15 protein-coding genes are annotated in these 16,957 nt (G+C 71.4%); 6 read left to right on the forward strand and 9 right to left on the reverse strand.

What is annotated here, in order from left to right:
• The first annotated feature begins 4 nt into the window (after positions 1 to 4).
• The gene (cofC, locus tag OG252_RS06670) at positions 5 to 679 is read left to right on the forward strand and encodes a 2-phospho-L-lactate guanylyltransferase (RefSeq protein WP_323186302.1); all 675 of its coding nucleotides are present in this window, start codon (positions 5 to 7) and stop codon (positions 677 to 679) included.
• Here cofC and OG252_RS06675 read toward each other — a convergent pair.
• From OG252_RS06675 to OG252_RS06685, 3 genes are all read right to left on the reverse strand, one after another.
• Positions 649 to 1,125 carry a MarR family winged helix-turn-helix transcriptional regulator gene (locus OG252_RS06675; RefSeq protein ID WP_266453116.1) on the reverse strand — a complete coding sequence of 159 codons (477 nt, stop codon included), beginning with the start codon at positions 1,123 to 1,125 and terminating at the stop codon, positions 649 to 651. The two genes, cofC and OG252_RS06675, sit on opposite strands and share 31 nt — an antisense overlap.
• A gap of 51 nt (positions 1,126 to 1,176) precedes the next feature.
• Positions 1,177 to 1,659, reverse strand: a complete 483-nt coding sequence (locus OG252_RS06680) for a hemerythrin domain-containing protein (protein WP_329334436.1) — start codon at positions 1,657 to 1,659, stop codon at positions 1,177 to 1,179.
• A 112-nt stretch (positions 1,660 to 1,771) separates the two neighbouring features.
• Positions 1,772 to 2,167 (reverse strand): YybH family protein, encoded by a 396-nt coding sequence (locus OG252_RS06685; RefSeq protein ID WP_329334438.1) that lies wholly within the window; start codon positions 2,165 to 2,167, stop codon positions 1,772 to 1,774.
• A gap of 86 nt (positions 2,168 to 2,253) precedes the next feature.
• Here OG252_RS06685 and OG252_RS06690 point away from each other — a divergent pair, with 86 nt between their 5' ends.
• Complete coding sequence (locus OG252_RS06690) at positions 2,254 to 2,967, forward strand: nucleoside/nucleotide kinase family protein (RefSeq protein ID WP_329334440.1); 714 nt, start codon at positions 2,254 to 2,256, stop codon at positions 2,965 to 2,967.
• Positions 2,903 to 3,529: a hypothetical protein gene (locus tag OG252_RS06695; protein ID WP_329334442.1), complete on the forward strand. Its 627-nt coding sequence runs from the start codon at positions 2,903 to 2,905 to the stop codon at positions 3,527 to 3,529. Before OG252_RS06690 ends, OG252_RS06695 begins: the two co-directional genes overlap by 65 nt.
• A gap of 14 nt (positions 3,530 to 3,543) precedes the next feature.
• Here the strand turns inward: OG252_RS06695 and OG252_RS06700 are convergent, their stop codons facing one another.
• From OG252_RS06700 to OG252_RS06725, 6 genes are all read right to left on the reverse strand, one after another.
• Complete coding sequence (locus tag OG252_RS06700) at positions 3,544 to 5,373, reverse strand: hypothetical protein (protein ID WP_329345093.1); 1,830 nt, start codon at positions 5,371 to 5,373, stop codon at positions 3,544 to 3,546.
• A 70-nt stretch (positions 5,374 to 5,443) separates the two neighbouring features.
• Positions 5,444 to 7,162 carry a hypothetical protein gene (locus OG252_RS06705; protein WP_329334444.1) on the reverse strand — a complete coding sequence of 573 codons (1,719 nt, stop codon included), beginning with the start codon at positions 7,160 to 7,162 and terminating at the stop codon, positions 5,444 to 5,446.
• A 2-nt stretch (positions 7,163 to 7,164) separates the two neighbouring features.
• Entirely contained in the window at positions 7,165 to 8,067 is a 903-nt protein-coding gene (locus tag OG252_RS06710; RefSeq protein WP_266451331.1) for a carbohydrate ABC transporter permease, read from the reverse strand.
• Positions 8,064 to 8,984: a carbohydrate ABC transporter permease gene (locus tag OG252_RS06715; RefSeq protein ID WP_266451330.1), complete on the reverse strand. Its 921-nt coding sequence runs from the start codon at positions 8,982 to 8,984 to the stop codon at positions 8,064 to 8,066. The genes OG252_RS06710 and OG252_RS06715 overlap by 4 nt, the downstream gene beginning before the upstream one ends.
• Before the next feature lie 122 nt (positions 8,985 to 9,106).
• Positions 9,107 to 10,432, reverse strand: coding sequence for an extracellular solute-binding protein (locus tag OG252_RS06720; protein WP_266451329.1), 1,326 nt, complete (start codon positions 10,430 to 10,432; stop codon positions 9,107 to 9,109).
• Between the two features lie 274 nt (positions 10,433 to 10,706).
• The gene (locus OG252_RS06725) at positions 10,707 to 11,840 is read right to left on the reverse strand and encodes an ROK family transcriptional regulator (protein ID WP_266451328.1); all 1,134 of its coding nucleotides are present in this window, start codon (positions 11,838 to 11,840) and stop codon (positions 10,707 to 10,709) included.
• 327 nt (positions 11,841 to 12,167) lie between these two features.
• Here OG252_RS06725 and OG252_RS06730 point away from each other — a divergent pair, with 327 nt between their 5' ends.
• The 3 genes from OG252_RS06730 to OG252_RS06740 all read left to right on the forward strand — a co-directional run bounded on the left by OG252_RS06730 (position 12,168) and on the right by OG252_RS06740 (position 16,955).
• A complete protein-coding gene (locus OG252_RS06730; protein ID WP_266451327.1) occupies positions 12,168 to 13,073 on the forward strand; it encodes an N-acetylglucosamine kinase in 906 nt (301 codons plus the stop codon).
• Positions 13,074 to 13,254: 181 nt separating this feature from the next.
• Positions 13,255 to 15,183, forward strand: a complete 1,929-nt coding sequence (locus tag OG252_RS06735) for a phosphatase PAP2 family protein (RefSeq protein ID WP_329334452.1) — start codon at positions 13,255 to 13,257, stop codon at positions 15,181 to 15,183.
• Positions 15,184 to 15,275: 92 nt separating this feature from the next.
• The gene (locus OG252_RS06740) at positions 15,276 to 16,955 is read left to right on the forward strand and encodes an ArnT family glycosyltransferase (protein WP_329334454.1); all 1,680 of its coding nucleotides are present in this window, start codon (positions 15,276 to 15,278) and stop codon (positions 16,953 to 16,955) included.
• The last annotated feature ends 2 nt before the right edge of the window (positions 16,956 to 16,957 follow it).

A 16,957-nucleotide genomic window follows, 5' to 3' on the forward strand; every position in this document is an offset into this window, starting at 1 on the left:
GCACGTGTGGTCGGTGGTGATCCCGGTCAAGCCGTTCAGCAGGGCCAAGTCCCGGCTCGCGGCGGGGCTGGGCCCGTGGCGCCACGAACTGGCCCACGCCTTCTTCCTGGACACGCTGTGGGCGGTCCGCAACACCGAAGGGGTCCGTACGGTCGTGGTGGTGACGGCCGATCCGCTGGCCGCCGCGCAGACCCGCACCCTGGGAGCGGTGGTCTGCCCGGACGCACCCGGTGTCGGTCTGAACGCCGCCGTGCGCCTCGGGGCCGCCAAGTGCCGTGCGGTGGGCCCGGAAGGCCCGGTGGCGGTGCTCACCGCGGACCTGCCGGGCCTGCGTCCGCAGGAGCTGGACCATGTCCTGCGGGAGGCACGCCACCATCGGCGGGCCTTCGTCGCCGACCACACCGGTGAGGGAACCACTGTCCTGACGGCGCTCACCACCGCCGGCCTCGCGCCCGCCTTCGGTTCCGGCTCCGGACACCGGCACGCCCTGAGCGGGGCGTTCCCCCTGGAGATGCCGAGCGACTGCGGTGTCCGGCTCGATGTGGACACCCCGGAGGACCTGGCGCGCGTGGCGCTGCGAGGGGTGGGGCCGTACACGGCGGCGCTGTTCCGTCTGCGGAAGGCGCGGTACCCGGTGGCCGACCCCGTTCAGGGTGCTTCCTCGACCGCTTCCTCGTAGCTCTGGATGGCGCGCACGATGGTCGCGCGATCCTGCGGGCTGAGATCGTCGAAGACCTTGCGCCAGGCCCTGGCCCCGCTGGCCAGCCAGGCGTCGACGGCCGCGCGGGTGCCGGGGTCCTCGGAGAGCGAGACGATGCTGCGCCTGCGGTCGCCGGGATCGGAGTGACGCTCCACGACGCCCTGGCGCTGGAGGTCGCTGACCATCAGGCTGACCGTGGTCGGCGCGACCTCGAGCCGGGCCGCGAGGTCCTTGACGGACGTGGGTCCGTCGAAGAGCAGACAGGACAGCAACGACAGGTGCCTGGGCGCCAGCCGCAGGGAGCGGAGCTGTTCGGGCACGGGGGCGCGTTTGGCGCGGGACACCAGCCGGGGCAGGCTGACCAGCATGGCCCGTACCGCCTCTTCGGTGGTGAGGCGGTTCCCCGCGTCCGGCTCCTCTGACATCGCTTCGACCTCCAGGTCAGCCACGGTACCGGACCCTGGTGCGGTGCCGTCCTACGAGGTGGGGCCGGGCGCGGTCACCCCCAGGGCGGGCAGCAGGTACGTCTCCTCGTAGACGAAGTGCTCCTCGAGGCCGGCCACTGTCCGCTCCAACTCCGCGCGCAGCCACGTCAGGTCCTGGCCCTCGTCGTTCTCCACGAGCTTGCTGAGCCGGTCGAGGCCCGCGGCCACCTGCCGGTGTTCCTCGCGCAGCCGCTCGATGACGGGGGCGATCTCGGGATAGCGCTGCTCGAAGACGGGGAAGGCGCCGTCCTCCATGGTGTGGTGGTGGTGCAGTCCCACGCAGTACTCCAGGCAGCGGGCCCGTAACTGCTGGACGAGCAAGGCGCCGTCGCCAGCGCCGCTCACGGCGGCCGTGAGCCCGTCCTCCTCGTCGAGCGCGGCCCGCAGCGCCGCGAGCTGCGCGCGCAGTTCCCGGTGTCCGATGAGCAGCTGCCGGCCGGCGGCGCGGCTGTCGATGTCCTGGGGAACGGGCATGGAGACCTCCGAGAAAAGTTTGTTTTCAAAGCAAACTCATCTGTGAGGCTACAGACGTCCGCGGACTCCCGTCAATCACGTGCTGTCCCCGCCGCGGGCTGCACGCGGGCGGTCAGTCGTGCGGGAACGAGTGGTGCTCGTGGGCGACCAGCCAGCGGCCCCGCTCCTTGCGCAGGCCGAAGGTCAGTCTCAGGCGCAGGGTGGGCTGTGCGGCGAGTTCCTCCGGTGAGGCGCAGCGCAGCAGCGCGTGGGCGTAGGCGACGTCGGTCCCGGCCGTGATGTCGAGGGTCTCGATGTCGAAGCAGGCTCCCTGGGCCTGCCACGCGAAGAACGGCGGCCAGCTCGCACGGTAGGCGGCCAGACCATGGATGCCCTCGTGGGGCGGCGGTACGTCGAACATCACGAGGTCCTCGGCATGGTCCGCGAGGACACCCTCGAGGTCGCCCCGGTGGACGGCTTCGGCCCACTTGGTGATCAGCGTGCGGATCTGCGCCTGGTCGTCGGACATGGAGTCGGCTCCCTACTCCCCCTGGGTCCAGACTGCCCCGCACATCCGGAGTCATCGACTCGACGCCGGGTGACACACTCGGACACGTGCCGCTGACCTTCGACGACCTCCTCATCCGTGCCCGGGCCCTCACCCGCCACGGCCGCCGTGCGCTCCTCGGCATCGCGGGCAGTCCGGGCGCGGGCAAGACCACGCTCGCCGAGCGCCTCGTACGGGCGCTCAACGCGGGCGGTGCCCCCTGGGTGGCGCACGTTCCGATGGACGGCTTCCACCTCGCCGACGCCGAACTGGACCGGCTCGGTCGACGTGACCGCAAGGGTGCCCCCGACACCTTCGACGCGGCGGGGTACGCGGCGCTGCTGCGGCGGCTGCGCTCGCCGGAGTCGGACGGCGAGGTCGTGTACGCGCCCGGCTTCGAACGGGTGCTGGAGCAGCCGATCGCGGGCGCGATTCCGGTGCCGCCGACCGCCCGGCTGGTCGTGACGGAGGGGAACTATCTGCTCCTGGACACGGGCGTGTGGGCGCGCGTCCGGGCCGAGCTGGACGAGGTGTGGTTCTGCGACCTCGACGAGGACGAGCGCGTGCGCCGACTGGTCGCCCGGCACGAGGAGTTCGGCAAGGGGCACGACGAGGCGGTGGCGTGGGTGCTCGGTACGGATCAGCGCAACGCCGAGCTGGTGGCCGCGACGCGGGAGCGGGCGGATCTGGTGGTGCGGGGCGCCGTAGGGTGGCCGGATGGGGCTGGACATCACCGTGCTGGCGGTGGACTGGGGGCGGTTGGAGCGGACGCCGGCGGGTGAGCGGGAGGGCCTGCTGTACGAGGCCGTGGACCCCGACGACGAGCCCGGCCCGCGGCTCGGGCCCGAGGCGGGCTGGGTGTTTCCCGCCTCGCCGAAGGTGCCGTGGAGCGGACGGTACGAGTTCCGCCTCACTCTTGGCTCGTACAAGCCGCATTTCTGGGCGGCGGACGGCTGGGACAAGGCCCGGGAGTTCGCGGACCCCGCCCTCCGCGAGCCCCTGGACGGCTTCCTCCGCGGCCTGATCTGGTGGGGACCGTACCTGGACGACGAGGACGACGAGGACGACGAGTCGGACGGCCGTCTCTTCCCCTCGGATCCCGAGCCCTTTGGGCCACGCCGACTGCTCGTCCGCCCCCCGGCCTCGGTACGGGCGCTCGCCGCCCACTGGACCCGGGCCGAACCGCGGGTGGCCGCGCTCCGCGCGACCTACGACGCCCACGCCTCGCACCCAGGAGGCTGGATCCCTGACTTCGACGCGTTCGACGCCCTGGTGCGCCAGTGGGCCGAGGTGGTCGCCGAGACCGCCCGGCGCGGATGGGGCCTGCTCGGTCTGACCGCCTGACGTCGGCCCCGTGGTCAGCGCCGCAGCGTCAGTTCCGGCTCCGCGTGGGCGTCCCCGGCCAGGTCCCCGATCACGGCGGTGAAGGCGTCCGTCCGCACGGTCAGCCCTTCCCCGCCCCGCTCGACCGACACCGTGAACGGCTCCTCGGAGCCGTACCGCACCGCGAAGACATGCAGGTCGTCCGGCGCGTCCTGGATCGGTCCGGTTTCCAGGGCCGTGGAGCTGACCAGGTGCCGCCAGCCCTGGTCCGGGTTGCCGTAACCGCGCGGGTCCTCGGCGAGGGCGAACGCGGCCTGCTCCTGGGTGAGTTCGGCGCGGGCGTCGAAGTGCTCCGGGCCCTGCCCGTCGGGGTGGGTCAGGCGCAGGGTGCCCGCCGAGAACACTGGAGCGTGGGCCGTGCGGCGGACCCGGTCGCCGTCGTCCTCGGCGTAGGGCAGGCCGGCCAGCAGGTACGGCGTTCCGTCGAGGCGTTCGACGGCGACCGTCGTCCACAGCAGCGTGCCGTCGGTGACGTACAGGGAGCGCACATGGCGCAGGACGTGGTCGCGGCCGACGACCGGCTTGGTGACCAGCTTGGCCGTCAGGCCGTCGGCGCGGACGTCGCGGACGCGGACCTCGCCCATGGGGCGGCACAGCAGGAAGCCGTCGGTGACGGGGCCGAAGCCGTGCTGGCGGTTGACGGCGGCGGGCAGGCAGTACGTGCCGCCCGCCTCGACCACGGCCGGGGTCATGCGGTCGTCGAAGGCCACCGAGACCGTGCCCGCGCGCAGTTGGTGCCGTGCGGTCGCCGTGGACGGCTCGCGGTGCCAGCGGGTGGGGTCCTGGATCTGCCAGACCAGCATCCACGCGAAGTGGCCGTCGACCCCGCCGTCCGCCTTGGCCGCGTGCCGGGCCCAGCGGCTGTCGCCCCGGTAGCGGCCCAGGTCGGAGCCGATGCGGGCGCCGAAGTAGCGCAGGCCGAGGACCGACTCGAAGGCGGAGTGCTGTTCGCTGTAGCGGGGGCCGCCGTTGTCGAAGCCCCCGCTCGTGAGGCGGGCGTCGATGTAGCGGGCCAGCGCGTCGCCGTCCTCGGCGAAGATCTCCTCGCCGCTGACCCGGTGGGCCTGGGCGAGGAAGGACAGGGAGATCGGGCCGTAGTTGTTGTCGTAGGCGCCGCCGTGCTCGGGGGGCAGGAGGGCGCCGCGGTCGCGCACCCGGTGGGCGCGGATCTCGTCGGCGTACAGCTCCAGCGCCCGCGCGCGGACCGGCTCACCCTCTTCCGGCGGCAGATGACCGGCCAGCATCAGGCCGCCGACCACGCAGCCGATCGCCTGGTTGCCCGCCTCCTGCGGGTTGAAGAACGTCGCCTCGGTCAGCCAGTGCCAGTAGCCGTGCGCCAACTCCAGGAGACGGGTGCGCTGTTCGGCGTCGACCAGGCCGTCCGCCGCGTCCAGCACGTTGACCGCCTGGAGCAGCGCCCACACCGTGCTCGGCCAGTCGCCGATGGGGTGCGCGCCCGTCGCGAGGGTGTAACGGGCGTACGGCAGGCGGGAGTTGCGGGCCCGCAGGTTCGGGTAGCCGGGGTTGTCGTCGACGTACACCCGCTCCCGCAGGTGGAAGGCGAGGCTGCGGCGTACGGCCTCCGGCAGACGCGGGTCCTTGGTGCGCTGCCAGGCGAGGGCCAGCAGGGAGGTGACGCCGAGTGAGGTGTCGCCGATGTCGTCGACGCAGTCGGGGTGTTCGAGGTTGCCCTCCGGCGTGAGCCGGGCCAGGGCCTGCTCGACGACGTCGGCGAGGACGGCGTCGTACGCCTGCGGAGTGTCCGGCAGGTCGTGCAGCGGGCCGCGCTGGTGCGCGAGGTGCACGGGAGGGGGCGTGAGGTGCACGGGGATCAGCCCTTCATGCCTGAGGTGGCCATGGTGTGGGTCGTCTGGGTCACACGACAGATGCGGGCCGGCGGGCGTGCAGTGCGACGGTCAGTGTGTGCGGGCCGTGTCCACCGAGGTAGACGCGGTTCCCGGTCGTCGCGTCGGTGCCGCCCACCACGGTGTAGTCCTGACCCGGGTCGTAGCGCAGTACGTCGCTCCGGTCCGGCCCGGCGAGGGGTTCGCCCGCCTCGACGTCGGCCTCGACCCGGATCTCGTCGTCACCGACCCGGTAGGTCATCGGCCCGTTCGTCAGGCACCAGCGTCCATCGCCGATCGGTACGGCGCCCTCTGTCACGCCGCCCGGCCGGAAGGTCAGTTCGAGGGCCCAGGGGACCGGTGGTCCGCTGATGTCGATCCGCAGGTCGGCACCGTCTTCCCGCAGGTCCACTTCGACGCGGGTCGTCTGGGAGACCTCGTCCCTGGGCCGGTCCGGGAAGGCCATCGCTGCCGAGAAGCGTCCCTCGTCCGCCATCCGGTAGGCGCCGTCGTCCCGTCGCCGGTCCGGCGGGAGCGGCTGGTAGTAGGCGGCCGTGAGGGTTTCGGTGAGCCGGTACCGGTTGTCGGCGAGCTGTTGCATGTCGGCGGCGCGGAACGGGCCCAGGTCGAAGAACCCCCGTGAGAGACGGACCGCGTCGAGGACGGCGTCGCCGGCGAACAGGCGCAGGAAGGTGGGGTTGCAGGCGAGGCCCGAGCGGATGCGCCGGTGCTCGGGCACGTCGGAGCCGCCGTACACCACCGTGTGCGCGGTGGCCGAGGCGCGGGCGGCGAGGCGTGCGGTGGTGAGGTACCGGTCGCGCGGAAGGGTCTGAGCGGTCGGGACCGGCAGGGCGAGGCACAGGTCCGGGGTGAGGAGCGTCTCGGCGAGCAGGTCGGGGTCGTCGATACCGCCGGCGGCCGCCAGCCGCGCCACCCGGGCGAAGTCGCCCCGGCCGGTGCGGATCGCGAGCAGCCGGTAGTGCGGCAGGTAGGGCGCCAGCGGGAACGGGTGGTTCTGGTCCTGCCGTCGCGAGTGGACGGTCTCCACCGTGCCGTCCGGCCTGATCAGGTCCAGGGTCGTGGCGAGATTGCGTTCGACGGCGTACAGCAGGTCGGCGCGGCCGAGCACTTCGGCCAGCAGCAGCAGCGACGGGTTGGACACGTGGGCCGCGTAGTTGGCGCTCCGTTCCGAGTACTGGCCCTCCGCGTCGATGTCGACGCCCTCGGCGAGCCACTCCTCGACGCGGTCGAGCAGCCGGTCGTCGGGGAACGAGCGGTGCAGCCGGGCCAGCGCCGCGCACAGCTCCCAGCGGTGGTTCGGGGTGTGCACCCCACCGGTCAGGAGACTGCCGGAGGCGGACCGGGCGATCTCGGCGAGGGCGGCCGCGGCGTCCCCCAGTTCCGGCCCCGCGCCGACGGCGAGGACGTGCGCGTCGCACACGTCGTTGACCGTGAAGCCGGAGTCCGGCGGCGACTGCACGTTGTCGCCGCCGGCGAAGAGGCCGGTGGTGGTCTGGGCGGCCCGCAGGGCGCCGAGGTGGGTCATCGTCGCGGCGACGGCCTGCCTGCTGCCGTGCAGTGCCGAGTCCGGGGAACGGTACGCCGCGACCAGGGTCTTCACCCGGCGCGCCAGACCACGGTGCGGCACACCGGCGGGTTCCTCGTCCGGGCGGGCCGCCAGCGGGACGGCCTGCCGGTCGGCGGCGCGGGCCGCCGCGCGGACGAACTCGTGGTCGAGCGCGGTGGGCACGATCAGTCCTTCAGTCCGGCGTTGATGTCGGCGTTCATGACGTAACGCTGGAACACCAGGAAGACGACGATCAGCGGAACCATGGAGATGACCGATCCGCCGAGCAGCACCGACCAGTTGATGTTCTGCGCGCCGACGAGGCTCTGGATGCCGATCTGCACGGTGAACTTCTCGGGGTCGTTGAGCATCAGCAGCGGCCAGATGTAGTCGTTCCACCGCCACTGGAACGACAGGATGGCGAGCGTCAGCATGATGGGCCGGGAGATCGGCACCATGATCCTCAGGAAGATCTTCAGCTCGGGCGCGCCGTCGATACGGGCGGCCTCGATGAGCTCGTCGGGGACCGTCAGGAAGAACTGGCGGAACATGAAGCAGCCGGTCGCGGTGAGCACGGCCGGGAGGATGATGCCGGCGAGCGAGTTGTAGAGGCCGAGGTCGCGGACCACCAGGAACTGCGGGGCGAGCATGACCTCGGACGGCAGCATCGTGGTGGCCAGGATGCCGACGAAGAAGACCTTGAGCCACTTGTTGTCGTACTTGGCCAGCGCGTACCCCGTGCAGCAGCTGACTCCCACCGTGAGGATCGTCGCGATCACACACACGATGGTCGTGTTGATGAAGTACTGGGCGAAGTTGGCGCTGCGCCACGCCTCCGTATAACCCGACAGCGTGGGGTTCTGCGGAAACAGCGTCAGCGGAAGGGAGAACAGGTCTCCCGCCGGTTTGAAGGAGCTGAGGACGAACCACAGCACCGGCACCGAGTAGAGGGCCGCCAGGACCCACAGCAGAGTCGTCGCGGGCACCGCGCGCCGAAACCCACCGCCGGCCGTGCTGCGGGGCCGCTTCTTGGGAACGGCCCGTCCGGGCCCGGCGTCGACCGGGCGTGGCATGTCTGTGGTTGTCATCGGTTCTCCACCCGCCGGTTGACCATCAGCTGGATGAGCGCGACGCCCATCAGGAAGAGCATGAGCACGAACGACGCGGCGCTCGCGTAGCCGATCTGGCCTGATTTGAAGCCGGTCTGGTAGATGTACTGGACGAGCAGGTTGTTCGAGGTTCCGGGTCCGCCGTTGTTGAGGGAGGCGAACAGCGGATATTCCTTCATCCCGTGGATCGTGTTGAGCAGGATGACGATGAAGGAAGTGGGCGCGATGCTCGGCAGTGTGATGCTGATGAACTGGCGCCACGGACCGGCGCCGTCGAGCGCGGCCGCCTCGTAGTACGACGTCGGTACGTTCTTGATCGCCGCGATGAACAGCAGCATGGAGAAGCCCGTCCAGGCCCAGGATGCCGCCACCACGACCACCATCAGCGACAGGTCCGCGTTCGACTGCCACGGCACGGCGCTTCCGCCGAGCTTCTCGATGAGGTAGTTGACCAGTCCGAAGTTCTCACCGAACAGCCACCGCCACAGGACACCCACGACGATGGGCGACAGAAGCCACGGGATGAAGAAGAAGACGCGGGCGACCGACACGCCCTTGGCGTGCTTGCTCACCAGCACGTTGGCGATGAGCAGCGAGAACACGAAGTTCAGCGGAACGAAGAGCACGGTGTACAGCAGCGTCCGGATCCCCGCGTCGTAGAACGTGGAGTCCCCGAGCAGCTTGCTGTAGTTGTCCAGTCCGATGTACTGGAACGCCCCCACACCCGTGTAGTTCGTGAACGAGTAGACGAGCCCGATCACCGCCGGCCAGACGAAGAACAGTGCGAAGAGCACGACATTGGCCGCGATGAGAACGAGCGGCGCAAGGGTGTACTTACTGCGTCTCCTGGGCGGGCTCACGGACACGGCGGACACGTCCGAGGCGCGTTTTGTCATCTTCCTGACTCCGTGCTGGGGGATTGGATTGCGGTGGGCTCACGCCATGAGCCCGGCATGACGTGGGCTCCCAGGTCCGGGCGGCGGAGTCTCGACCCGCCGCCCGGCCCGCCGGCCTACGATCAGCCGCCGACCTGCTGGTTGTAGCCGGCCACGATGTTCTCCAGGGCCTTGTCGGCCGACTGCTGGCCGTTGATCGCCTTGCCGAGCTCCGTCTTGGTCGGGTCCTCGGTGAGGCTCTTGCCCTTCAGCACCCAGTTCGTCTGCGCACTGTTGAAGTAGCCGGAGATCGGGTCGTAGAGCGGGATCGACTCGTTGTACAGCTTGAACGCCGCCTGCGCCGCCTCGGACTTGAAGGGGTACTTCGGGTTCAGACCGCTCTCGACCGGCAGGAAGCCGGACGCCTCGCACAGCGCCTGGTAGTGGGCCGGCTCGTACAGCCAGGTCAGGAACTTCGTCGCGGCGGTGGCCGCGTCGGCGTTGTTGTTGAAGCCCACCGTCATGCCGCCGCTGTTGACGTCGCTGGCCTGCACCGGCTGGGCGGGAGTCGGGACGCTCGCCCACTCGAACTTCTTGATGCTCTCCGCGAAGGCGGGGACCTGCCACACGCCGGACCAGTAGGCGACGACGTCACCGCTCTGGAACATGGCCGACGGGTCGGCGCCGCTGGTCCACACCGACTTCGGCATGGTCTTGTCGTCGTTCAGTCCGACGAAGTAGTCCACGGCCTTCTTGGTCGCCGCGTCCACCGAGAACTTGCCGGAGGAGTCCGCGTGGACGTACTTCCCGCCCATCTCGTACACCATGGCGCGGAGCCGGGACGGCGACTGGTCGAACGTCAGGGAGTACTTGGCCTTGGTCTTCTCCCGGACCTCGTCCGCCGCCTTGATGAAGTCGGTCCAGGTCCAGGTGTCCTGGGGCGAGGTCGGGACGGCGACGCCGGCCTTCTCGAACAGCGTCTTGTTGATGAACATGCCGGACGCAGTGACGTCCGAGGGGATGGCCAGCACCTTCCCGGACGAGTCCTTGGCGAGGAAGTTGGCGTTGATCTTGTTGCTCTTGTTGTTGGCGATGTCGCTGAGGTCGATCAGCTTGTTCGACCAGATCGGGTCCAGCGCCGGCACGGTCGCCACGTCGGGCAGCGAGTTCGCCTGCGCTGCGTTGCGCAGCTTCGGCGCGTAGCCGTCGTAGGGGATGTTGACGAGCTTGACGTCGACGCCGGTTTCCTTCTTGTACTGCGCCACCATCTTCTTCCAGCCCGCGTCCTGTCCCGGAACCGTGGAGATCCAGAACGTCAGCGACTTGGAGTTCCCGCCCGAGTCGGATCCCGACCCACCGCAGGCGGAGAGCAGAAGGGCACCTGCCGTGGCCACGGCAGCGAGGGGAACCAGGCGGCGTATACCGCCGCGGCCGAGTCGGCGGGAGCGCCGCACACCCACACTGGTCATGTTCGATCCCTTTTCGTCGTAGCAGAAGAAGCACGGCGCCAGCCGAGGCGGCACGGGTGCATTGTGCAGGGGATTTCGCTTTCCGGGGGCACGGCCTCGCCCGGCCGTGTCGCCTTGACGGGTGGGGTCCCCGGCCATGACGGCCGATGTCGCACAAGCACGCCCTCGTGCGGCTGCCGTACTTCGCGTACGGGCGGGAGGCTCACCCCGAGTCGGCGTCCCGGCCGACTTAGAAAGCGCTTGTCCGGACATTGGCAGACCGAGTCGGAAGCCGTCAATCCTTCGCCCGCGCGGGCTCGGTCACGGTTTGGACTCCCCGGGCGACGGCGAGCCTGGAGGCGCCGACGACCGTGCCGAGTTCCCCGACCGTGCTGCTGACCACTTCGGTGGGCCAGCTCAGCCGGTCCAGTTCGGCCCGTACCCCGGGCAGGAGCTGCGGGTCGGCGCCGGTGCTGCCGCCCAGCACGATCAGCCCCGGGTCGAGCACGGCGGTCACCGCGGCGGTGAGGCGGCCCACGTCCGTGGCATGCCGGCCGACGACCGCGCGGGCCGGGGCCCGGCCCTCGGCGGCGAGGGCGAAAAGCTGCTCGGCGGTGCGGGGGCACGGTCCGTCGGTGCCCTGCCAGGCCTCGGCGGCCCGGCGCAGCAGCGAGCGGGCGCCGATGTACTCCTCCAGGGCCTCCTGGCGCGGCTCGCTGCCGTCGTCCCAGGGGTAGGGCAGCCGGGCCAGCTCTCCGGCGGCGCCGTTGGCTCCCCGCAGCACCTGGCCGCCGATCACGATGCCGAGGCCGATGCCCACGCCGATGCGCAGGTAGCCGAAGGTGTGGTGACCGCGCGCGGCGCCTTCGTGCAGCTCGGCGAGGGCGGCGCAGTTGACGTTGTTCTCGAGGTGGAGGGGAACGCCGGACGGCAGTGCGACGGCCATGGCGTCGAAGACGGGACCGGCCTTGGCGGTCGCAGGGCGCATACCGGCGCCTTCCTTCTCCCGCGCGGTGACATCGCCGACGGCGACGACGACCGTGCGCAGCGGGGCGTCGGCGGGCAGCGCGAAGAGGGCCTCGCGCACGACGTCGGCGGCCTCCGCCCGGGAGCCGGTCGCCTGGGTGAGCAGGCTGCCGTCCAGGGCACAGCCGCGCACCCGGGTGAGGGCGGGTCCGAGGTCGACGGCGAGCACGGCGCCGGCCGCCGGGCCGAGACCGTATACGGCGGCGGAGCGGCCCGTGCCGCTGGAGGAGGTGCCCGAGCAGGCCGCGAGCCGGGCGCCCTCCAGTTCCGCCACGGCGGAGGACACCGTCGGCTTGGACAGTCCCGCCAGGCTCGCGAGCTGCGGCCGGGTCGCGCTGCCCGCCCCGGCGAGCACGGCGAACACCGCGCTCGCGCTCTCGGTCAGGCGGGGCGCTTTCGCCACGTCGTGTTCCACAGTTCTCCCACACAGGTCAAGGCCGCTCTCCCGGGTCGATCGTCTTCGCGGGAAGCGGCGATGGGATGCCCTGGCGTCGCGGATTTCCCCACCGCGCCGGCCGGGCGGGCCCTTGGGTGGTCGAGTGTGCGATGCCTATTGACACGCACTGTACTTCGTTAGTTAACTTCCTAACGAACGTCACGGTACTCGCCTGCCGTGGTCCGTCAGAGGCCCGTCCCGGGGCTTCCCTAGCTCTTCGATTTCCCCAACTCCCCCTGCCCCAGGCACGGTTCGCCCACCGTCGCAGCCAAGCGCAACGACGAAAGAGGATCCGTGCAGGACTCCCCCTCGTGCCCTCTCGTGGTCGGCATCGACGTGGGCGGCACCAAGACGCACCTGCGCGCCTTCGCGGGCGAGCGGGCCGTCGCCGACCACGTCCGGCCGAGCAGCGGCTGGCGGCCGCACGACCCCGTGGCCGCGGCCGGCTGGCTGGCCGCGCTGGTCGCCGAGGCACTGCCGGCGGGCGCACGCCCGTCGGCCGTCGCCGTGGGCGGGCACGCCTGCGAGACGCCCCGGCAGTGCGCCCAGATCCGCACCGCGCTGCAACTCCACTTCGACGCGCCCGCGAAGGTTCTGGGCGACGCCGAGCTCCTCGTACCCGCCGCGGGACTGGACCGTGGCGTCGGCCTGGTCGCCGGCACCGGTTCGGTCGCGGTCGGCCGGCTCGACGACGGCAGCCCCGTCCAGGTCGGCGGCTGGGGTGCGTTGCTCGGCGACGAGGGCGGCTCGGCCGGTCTGGTCCGTGAGGCCGCGCGGGCCGTGTGGGCGGCGCACGACCGCGGCGAGGAACCCGACGAACTGGCCAAGGGCCTCATCGCCGCGTTCGGCGTCGCCGAGGTACCGGCGCTCGGGGCGGCGCTGGAGAGCGCCACGGACGTCTCCGCCGAGTGGGGCCGGCACGCACCCGTGCTGTTCGCGGCCGCCGAGGCGGGCTCCTCTCTCGCCCGTACGGTCATCGCCGAGGGCGGTCGCGCGCTGGCCTCGCTCGTCGGACGACTCGCGGCACGCGGGGTCGCCGTCGACGACGTGGTGGTCGCGGGCAGTACCGTCCTCGCCCAACCCGCCCTGTACGACGCCTTCGTGTCCTCCCTGGCCGCACGGGTGCCGGGGGCCCGGCCGAGGCCGCTGACGGTGGCGCCGGTCGAGGGAGCGGTGGCGATGGCCCGTTCACTCGTATGACAGGTGGCGGACGCCGGATCATCCCCGATCCGACACAACTCGCCCGTAGATCTTCGCTCGTACGGCTCGGGAAAGCGCATTCGGCCCTCATGTCACGCGTCGCCCCGCGAGCCGCCATCGATCGCACCACCTTCTTCTTACTCCCGGCCGCAGGGCCGATGAACTCAAGAGAGGCAGACGCATGCCGTCACCAGCCGGGCACCCCTCCCCCTCGTCGGTCCGTGACCGCGCCGTGAACCGAAGGGGGTTCCTCAAGACGTCCCTCGGTGCCTCGGCCGGTGTACTGGCCGCTCCCACGCTCGCCACCTGGCTGGCCGCCACGGACGCGAAGGCGGCCACGGCCTTCGCCGCGTTCGTCGACGACTACAAGACCAACATCGTCGCGAACACGACGCCCGAGACCAACGCCGTGGTCCGCATCCTCGGCGGCTTCGCCAAGGTGTGGAAGACCGGCGACGCCTGGAACACCGGCACGCCGCTGATGCCCGAGGTGCTGCGCGCCAACATGCGCTACTGCGCCCGCATCACGTCCGCGCGCACCGAGGAGCAGGCGAAGGAGGCGTTCGTCTACGACCGCCAGCACCAGAGCTACGCGATGATCGGGGCCCTCGGCCCGCTGGCCGACCTGTACCGGGCGGGCGCCAAGGCGGTCACCTCGATCACCAGCGCTCCCGAGGGCACGCCGGCCACCACGATCAGCGACGCCGTCCCGGCCGGCGCCCCCGCGGGCTCCGCGGTCGGCGCGGGCTCCTACGACTCGGCGCTCGGCCAGGTCGCCAAGCTGGTCGACACCGTGCGCGGTCCGTTCGCGTCGGGCAACCCCGCCAAGTTCACGTTCCAGTACCCGCGTCCGTGGCGCATGAACGAGGACAGCGAGGTCGTCGACACCGGCGTGAAGGACGCGCTCGGCTACCCGGTGTACGACTCCGAGGTGGTCGTCGTCACGCAGTTGCTGCGCCAGCGAAGCACCAACGCGGCCGAGGACGGCGGCTTCCCGAGCGGCCACACCAACGCCTTCCACCTGGCGGCCCTGGCCTTCGCGTACGCGGTGCCCGAGCGGTTCCAGGAGCTGGTGACCCGCGCCTTCGAGCTGAGCCACACCCGGATCATGTCGGGCATGCACTCCACGGTCGACGTCCTCGGCGGCCGCATCATGGCCACCGCCCTGGCCGCCGCCGCGCTGGCCGACCCGGCGAACGCCGCCCTCAAGGCCGCGGCCCGCGCCCAGGCCCTGGCGTACTTCCAGGAGAAGACCGGCACCACGGCCAACACGCTGTACGCGTACGCCCACTCGGACGGCTCCGACCCGTACGCCGACCGGGACGACAACGAGCGTGCCGTAAAGCCCCGGTTGACCTACGTGCTCACCCGGCGCGGCCGCAACGAACCGCTGACCGTGCCGAAGGGCGCCGAGGTGCTGCTGGAGACGCGGCTGCCGTACCTGGACGCGGCCCAGCGCCGCGAGGTGCTGCGGACCACCGCACTGCCCTCCGGGTACGTCCTGCTGGACGGCTTCGAGCAGTGGGGGCGTCTGAACCTGTTCGCCGCGGCGGACGGTTACGGCTCCTTCGACGCCGACGTGAGTGTCACGCTCGACGCCGCGGCCGGCGGTTTCCGGGCGGCCGACAGCTGGCGCAACGACATCGACGGCGACGGCGGTCTGACCAAGGGCGGCACCGGCACGCTGACCCTGACGGGCCACAACCGGTACACGGGCGGCACCGTGCTCAAGGACGGTGTGCTGGTCGCCGGTTCGGCGCACGCGCTGGGTCACGGTGATGTGCGGGTGACCGGCGGGACGCTGAGGCTGGGCAAGTCGCTGCAGGTGCACGGCACGTACGCGCAGGAGTCCGGCACGCTGGAGGTGACGCTGCGTTCGGGGCAGGAGCCGGTCCTGGAGGTGACGCGCCGGGCGGTGCTCGGCCGGGGCAGCACGCTGTCGCTGAGCCTCGACGCGAAGCGGCCGCCGGCCGCGGGCAGCACGGTCCGGGTGCTCGGCGCCCCGGTGCTGCGCGGCCAGTTCGACCGCGTCGAGCTGAACTCCGACACCCTGCGGGCCGTACCCGTCCACACGGCGGAGGGTCTGTCGGTACGACTCCTGAAGCGGTAACGCCCCCGGTGGCGGGAGCTGATGCAGAGTAGGCGCATGAGACGCCCCTGTTTCGCTCCCGCCACCGCCCGCCCGGTGTCACCGCGGGGCGGATGATGACGCACGAACGGCACCCGGTCCTGACGCCGGCCCCTGGGGCGCCCGACGTGTGGCCGGCGCTGCGTTCACGGTCCCGCACACGGTGGCTGGTGCCGCTCCTCGTGGTCGTGCTGCTCGTCCAGATGGCCGCCGCGATGGTGTCCACCGCCGTCCAGCAGACCCCGACCATCGACGAGCCGGTGTACGTGGGGACGGCCGCCGACTATCTGCACGAGCACCGCCTGCGCTTCAACCCCGAGCACCCGCCGCTGGGCAAACTGGTCATCGCCACCGGCGTGGCACTGGCCGACCCGCACGTCGATCCGTCCTTCACCGGCGGCCAGGGCCGCTTCGGGCAGCACCTCCTGTACAAGTGGGGCAACGACCCCTGGGAGCTGATGCTCTGGGCCCGTCTTCCGGTGATCGCGCTGACGTTGCTGTTCGGCCTGGTCGTCTTCGCCTTCGCCCGTGAACTCGCCGGTCCGGTGGGCGCGTTGGTGGCGCTCGCCCTGTACGCCTTCTCCCCCGACGTCATCGCCCACGGCTCGCTGGCCACGCTCGACGTGCCGATGGCCGGGTTCCTGCTGACGTCGGTGTGGCTGCTGTGGCGTGCGCGCCGCCGGCCTCGGCTGTACCTGCCGCTCGCCTCAGTGGCGCTCGGGGCGGCTCTGGCCACGAAGATGAGCGCGCTGGCGGCGTTTCCGGTGCTGCTGGTGCTGGCCGCCGTGTCGATGTGGTGCGCGAGCGCGGGTTCGGCGGATCGGCGGACGCGGCTGCTGCGGGCGGCCGGGGGCGCCGCCGTCGTTGCGCTGGTCGCCGTGGCCGTCGTATGGGCGTCGTATCTGGCCGTCGATCCGCTGCTGCGCTGGTCGCCGCAGCAGTATGTGCCCGTCGTGCGCGGGCGGCGGGGGCTGCTGGTGGAGCTGCTGCCGTTCCCGGAGGCGTTCCGGGACGGGATGCGGATCCAGTTCGCTCTGGAGAACCGGCCGTGGGAGGGCTTCCTGTTCGGCCAGGTGTACACCGGGTCCCTCTGGTACTACCTGCCGGTCGCGTTGCTGGTGAAGACGCCGCTCGGGATGCTCGCGCTGTGGGCGGCCGGTGCCGTCGTGGTGGTGGCGGTACGGCGGCTGCGGCCCGTGGCGCCGTACCTGCTGCTGCCGTCCGCGGTGCTGCTGGCGGCCTCCATGGAAGGGGCGCGGGACTTCGGCACCCGGTACGCCCTCTTCCTACCGATGTTCCTGGCGGTGGCGGCGGGCTGTGTCCTGGTCCTGCGGTGGCGGTGGGCGCCGGTGCTGACGGCGGCGCTGGTGCTGTTCGTCGCGGTCAGCTCCGTGCGGACGTTCCCCTACTATCTGCCGTACTCCAACGAGGCGTTCGGCGGGCCGTCGAAGACCCGGCTCAGGCTGCACGACTCCAACGTCGACTGGGGGCAGGACCTCGGCCGGCTCGCCGACCGGCTGCGCGAACGGTACCGGAGCGAGCGGGTCTGGCTGGTGTACAAGGGCAGCGGGGTGCCGTCGTACTACGGCATCGACGCGTCCGATCCGCTCGCGGTACCCCGCGGTGCGGTGCGCGGACTGCTGGTCGTGTCGGACTCCTCGGTTGCCAAAGCGAAGGGCCGGCTGGCCGAGTTGATCGAGAGCAGTCGTCCGATCGACCAGGTCGGCCATTCGATCACCATCTATCGCCGCTGACC

This window comes from Streptomyces sp. NBC_01352, assembly GCF_036237295.1.
In the GTDB taxonomy this organism is placed as follows: domain Bacteria; phylum Actinomycetota; class Actinomycetes; order Streptomycetales; family Streptomycetaceae; genus Streptomyces; species Streptomyces plumbiresistens.

What these genes read in the sequence shown, in the direction of transcription:
- OG252_RS06680 (WP_329334436.1), bottom strand. Translation starts at nt 1,659, where the DNA reads ATGCCCGTTCCCCAGGACATCGACAGCCGCGCCGCCGGCCGGCAGCTG.
- OG252_RS06720 (WP_266451329.1), bottom strand. Translation starts at nt 10,432, where the DNA reads ATGACCAGTGTGGGTGTGCGGCGCTCCCGCCGACTCGGCCGCGGCGGT.
- OG252_RS06740 (WP_329334454.1), top strand. Translation starts at nt 15,276, where the DNA reads ATGATGACGCACGAACGGCACCCGGTCCTGACGCCGGCCCCTGGGGCG.
- OG252_RS06710 (WP_266451331.1), bottom strand. Translation starts at nt 8,067, where the DNA reads ATGACAACCACAGACATGCCACGCCCGGTCGACGCCGGGCCCGGACGG.
- OG252_RS06675 (WP_266453116.1), bottom strand. Translation starts at nt 1,125, where the DNA reads ATGTCAGAGGAGCCGGACGCGGGGAACCGCCTCACCACCGAAGAGGCG.
- OG252_RS06735 (WP_329334452.1), top strand. Translation starts at nt 13,255, where the DNA reads ATGCCGTCACCAGCCGGGCACCCCTCCCCCTCGTCGGTCCGTGACCGC.
- OG252_RS06695 (WP_329334442.1), top strand. Translation starts at nt 2,903, where the DNA reads ATGGGGCTGGACATCACCGTGCTGGCGGTGGACTGGGGGCGGTTGGAG.
- OG252_RS06685 (WP_329334438.1), bottom strand. Translation starts at nt 2,167, where the DNA reads ATGTCCGACGACCAGGCGCAGATCCGCACGCTGATCACCAAGTGGGCC.
- OG252_RS06715 (WP_266451330.1), bottom strand. Translation starts at nt 8,984, where the DNA reads ATGACAAAACGCGCCTCGGACGTGTCCGCCGTGTCCGTGAGCCCGCCC.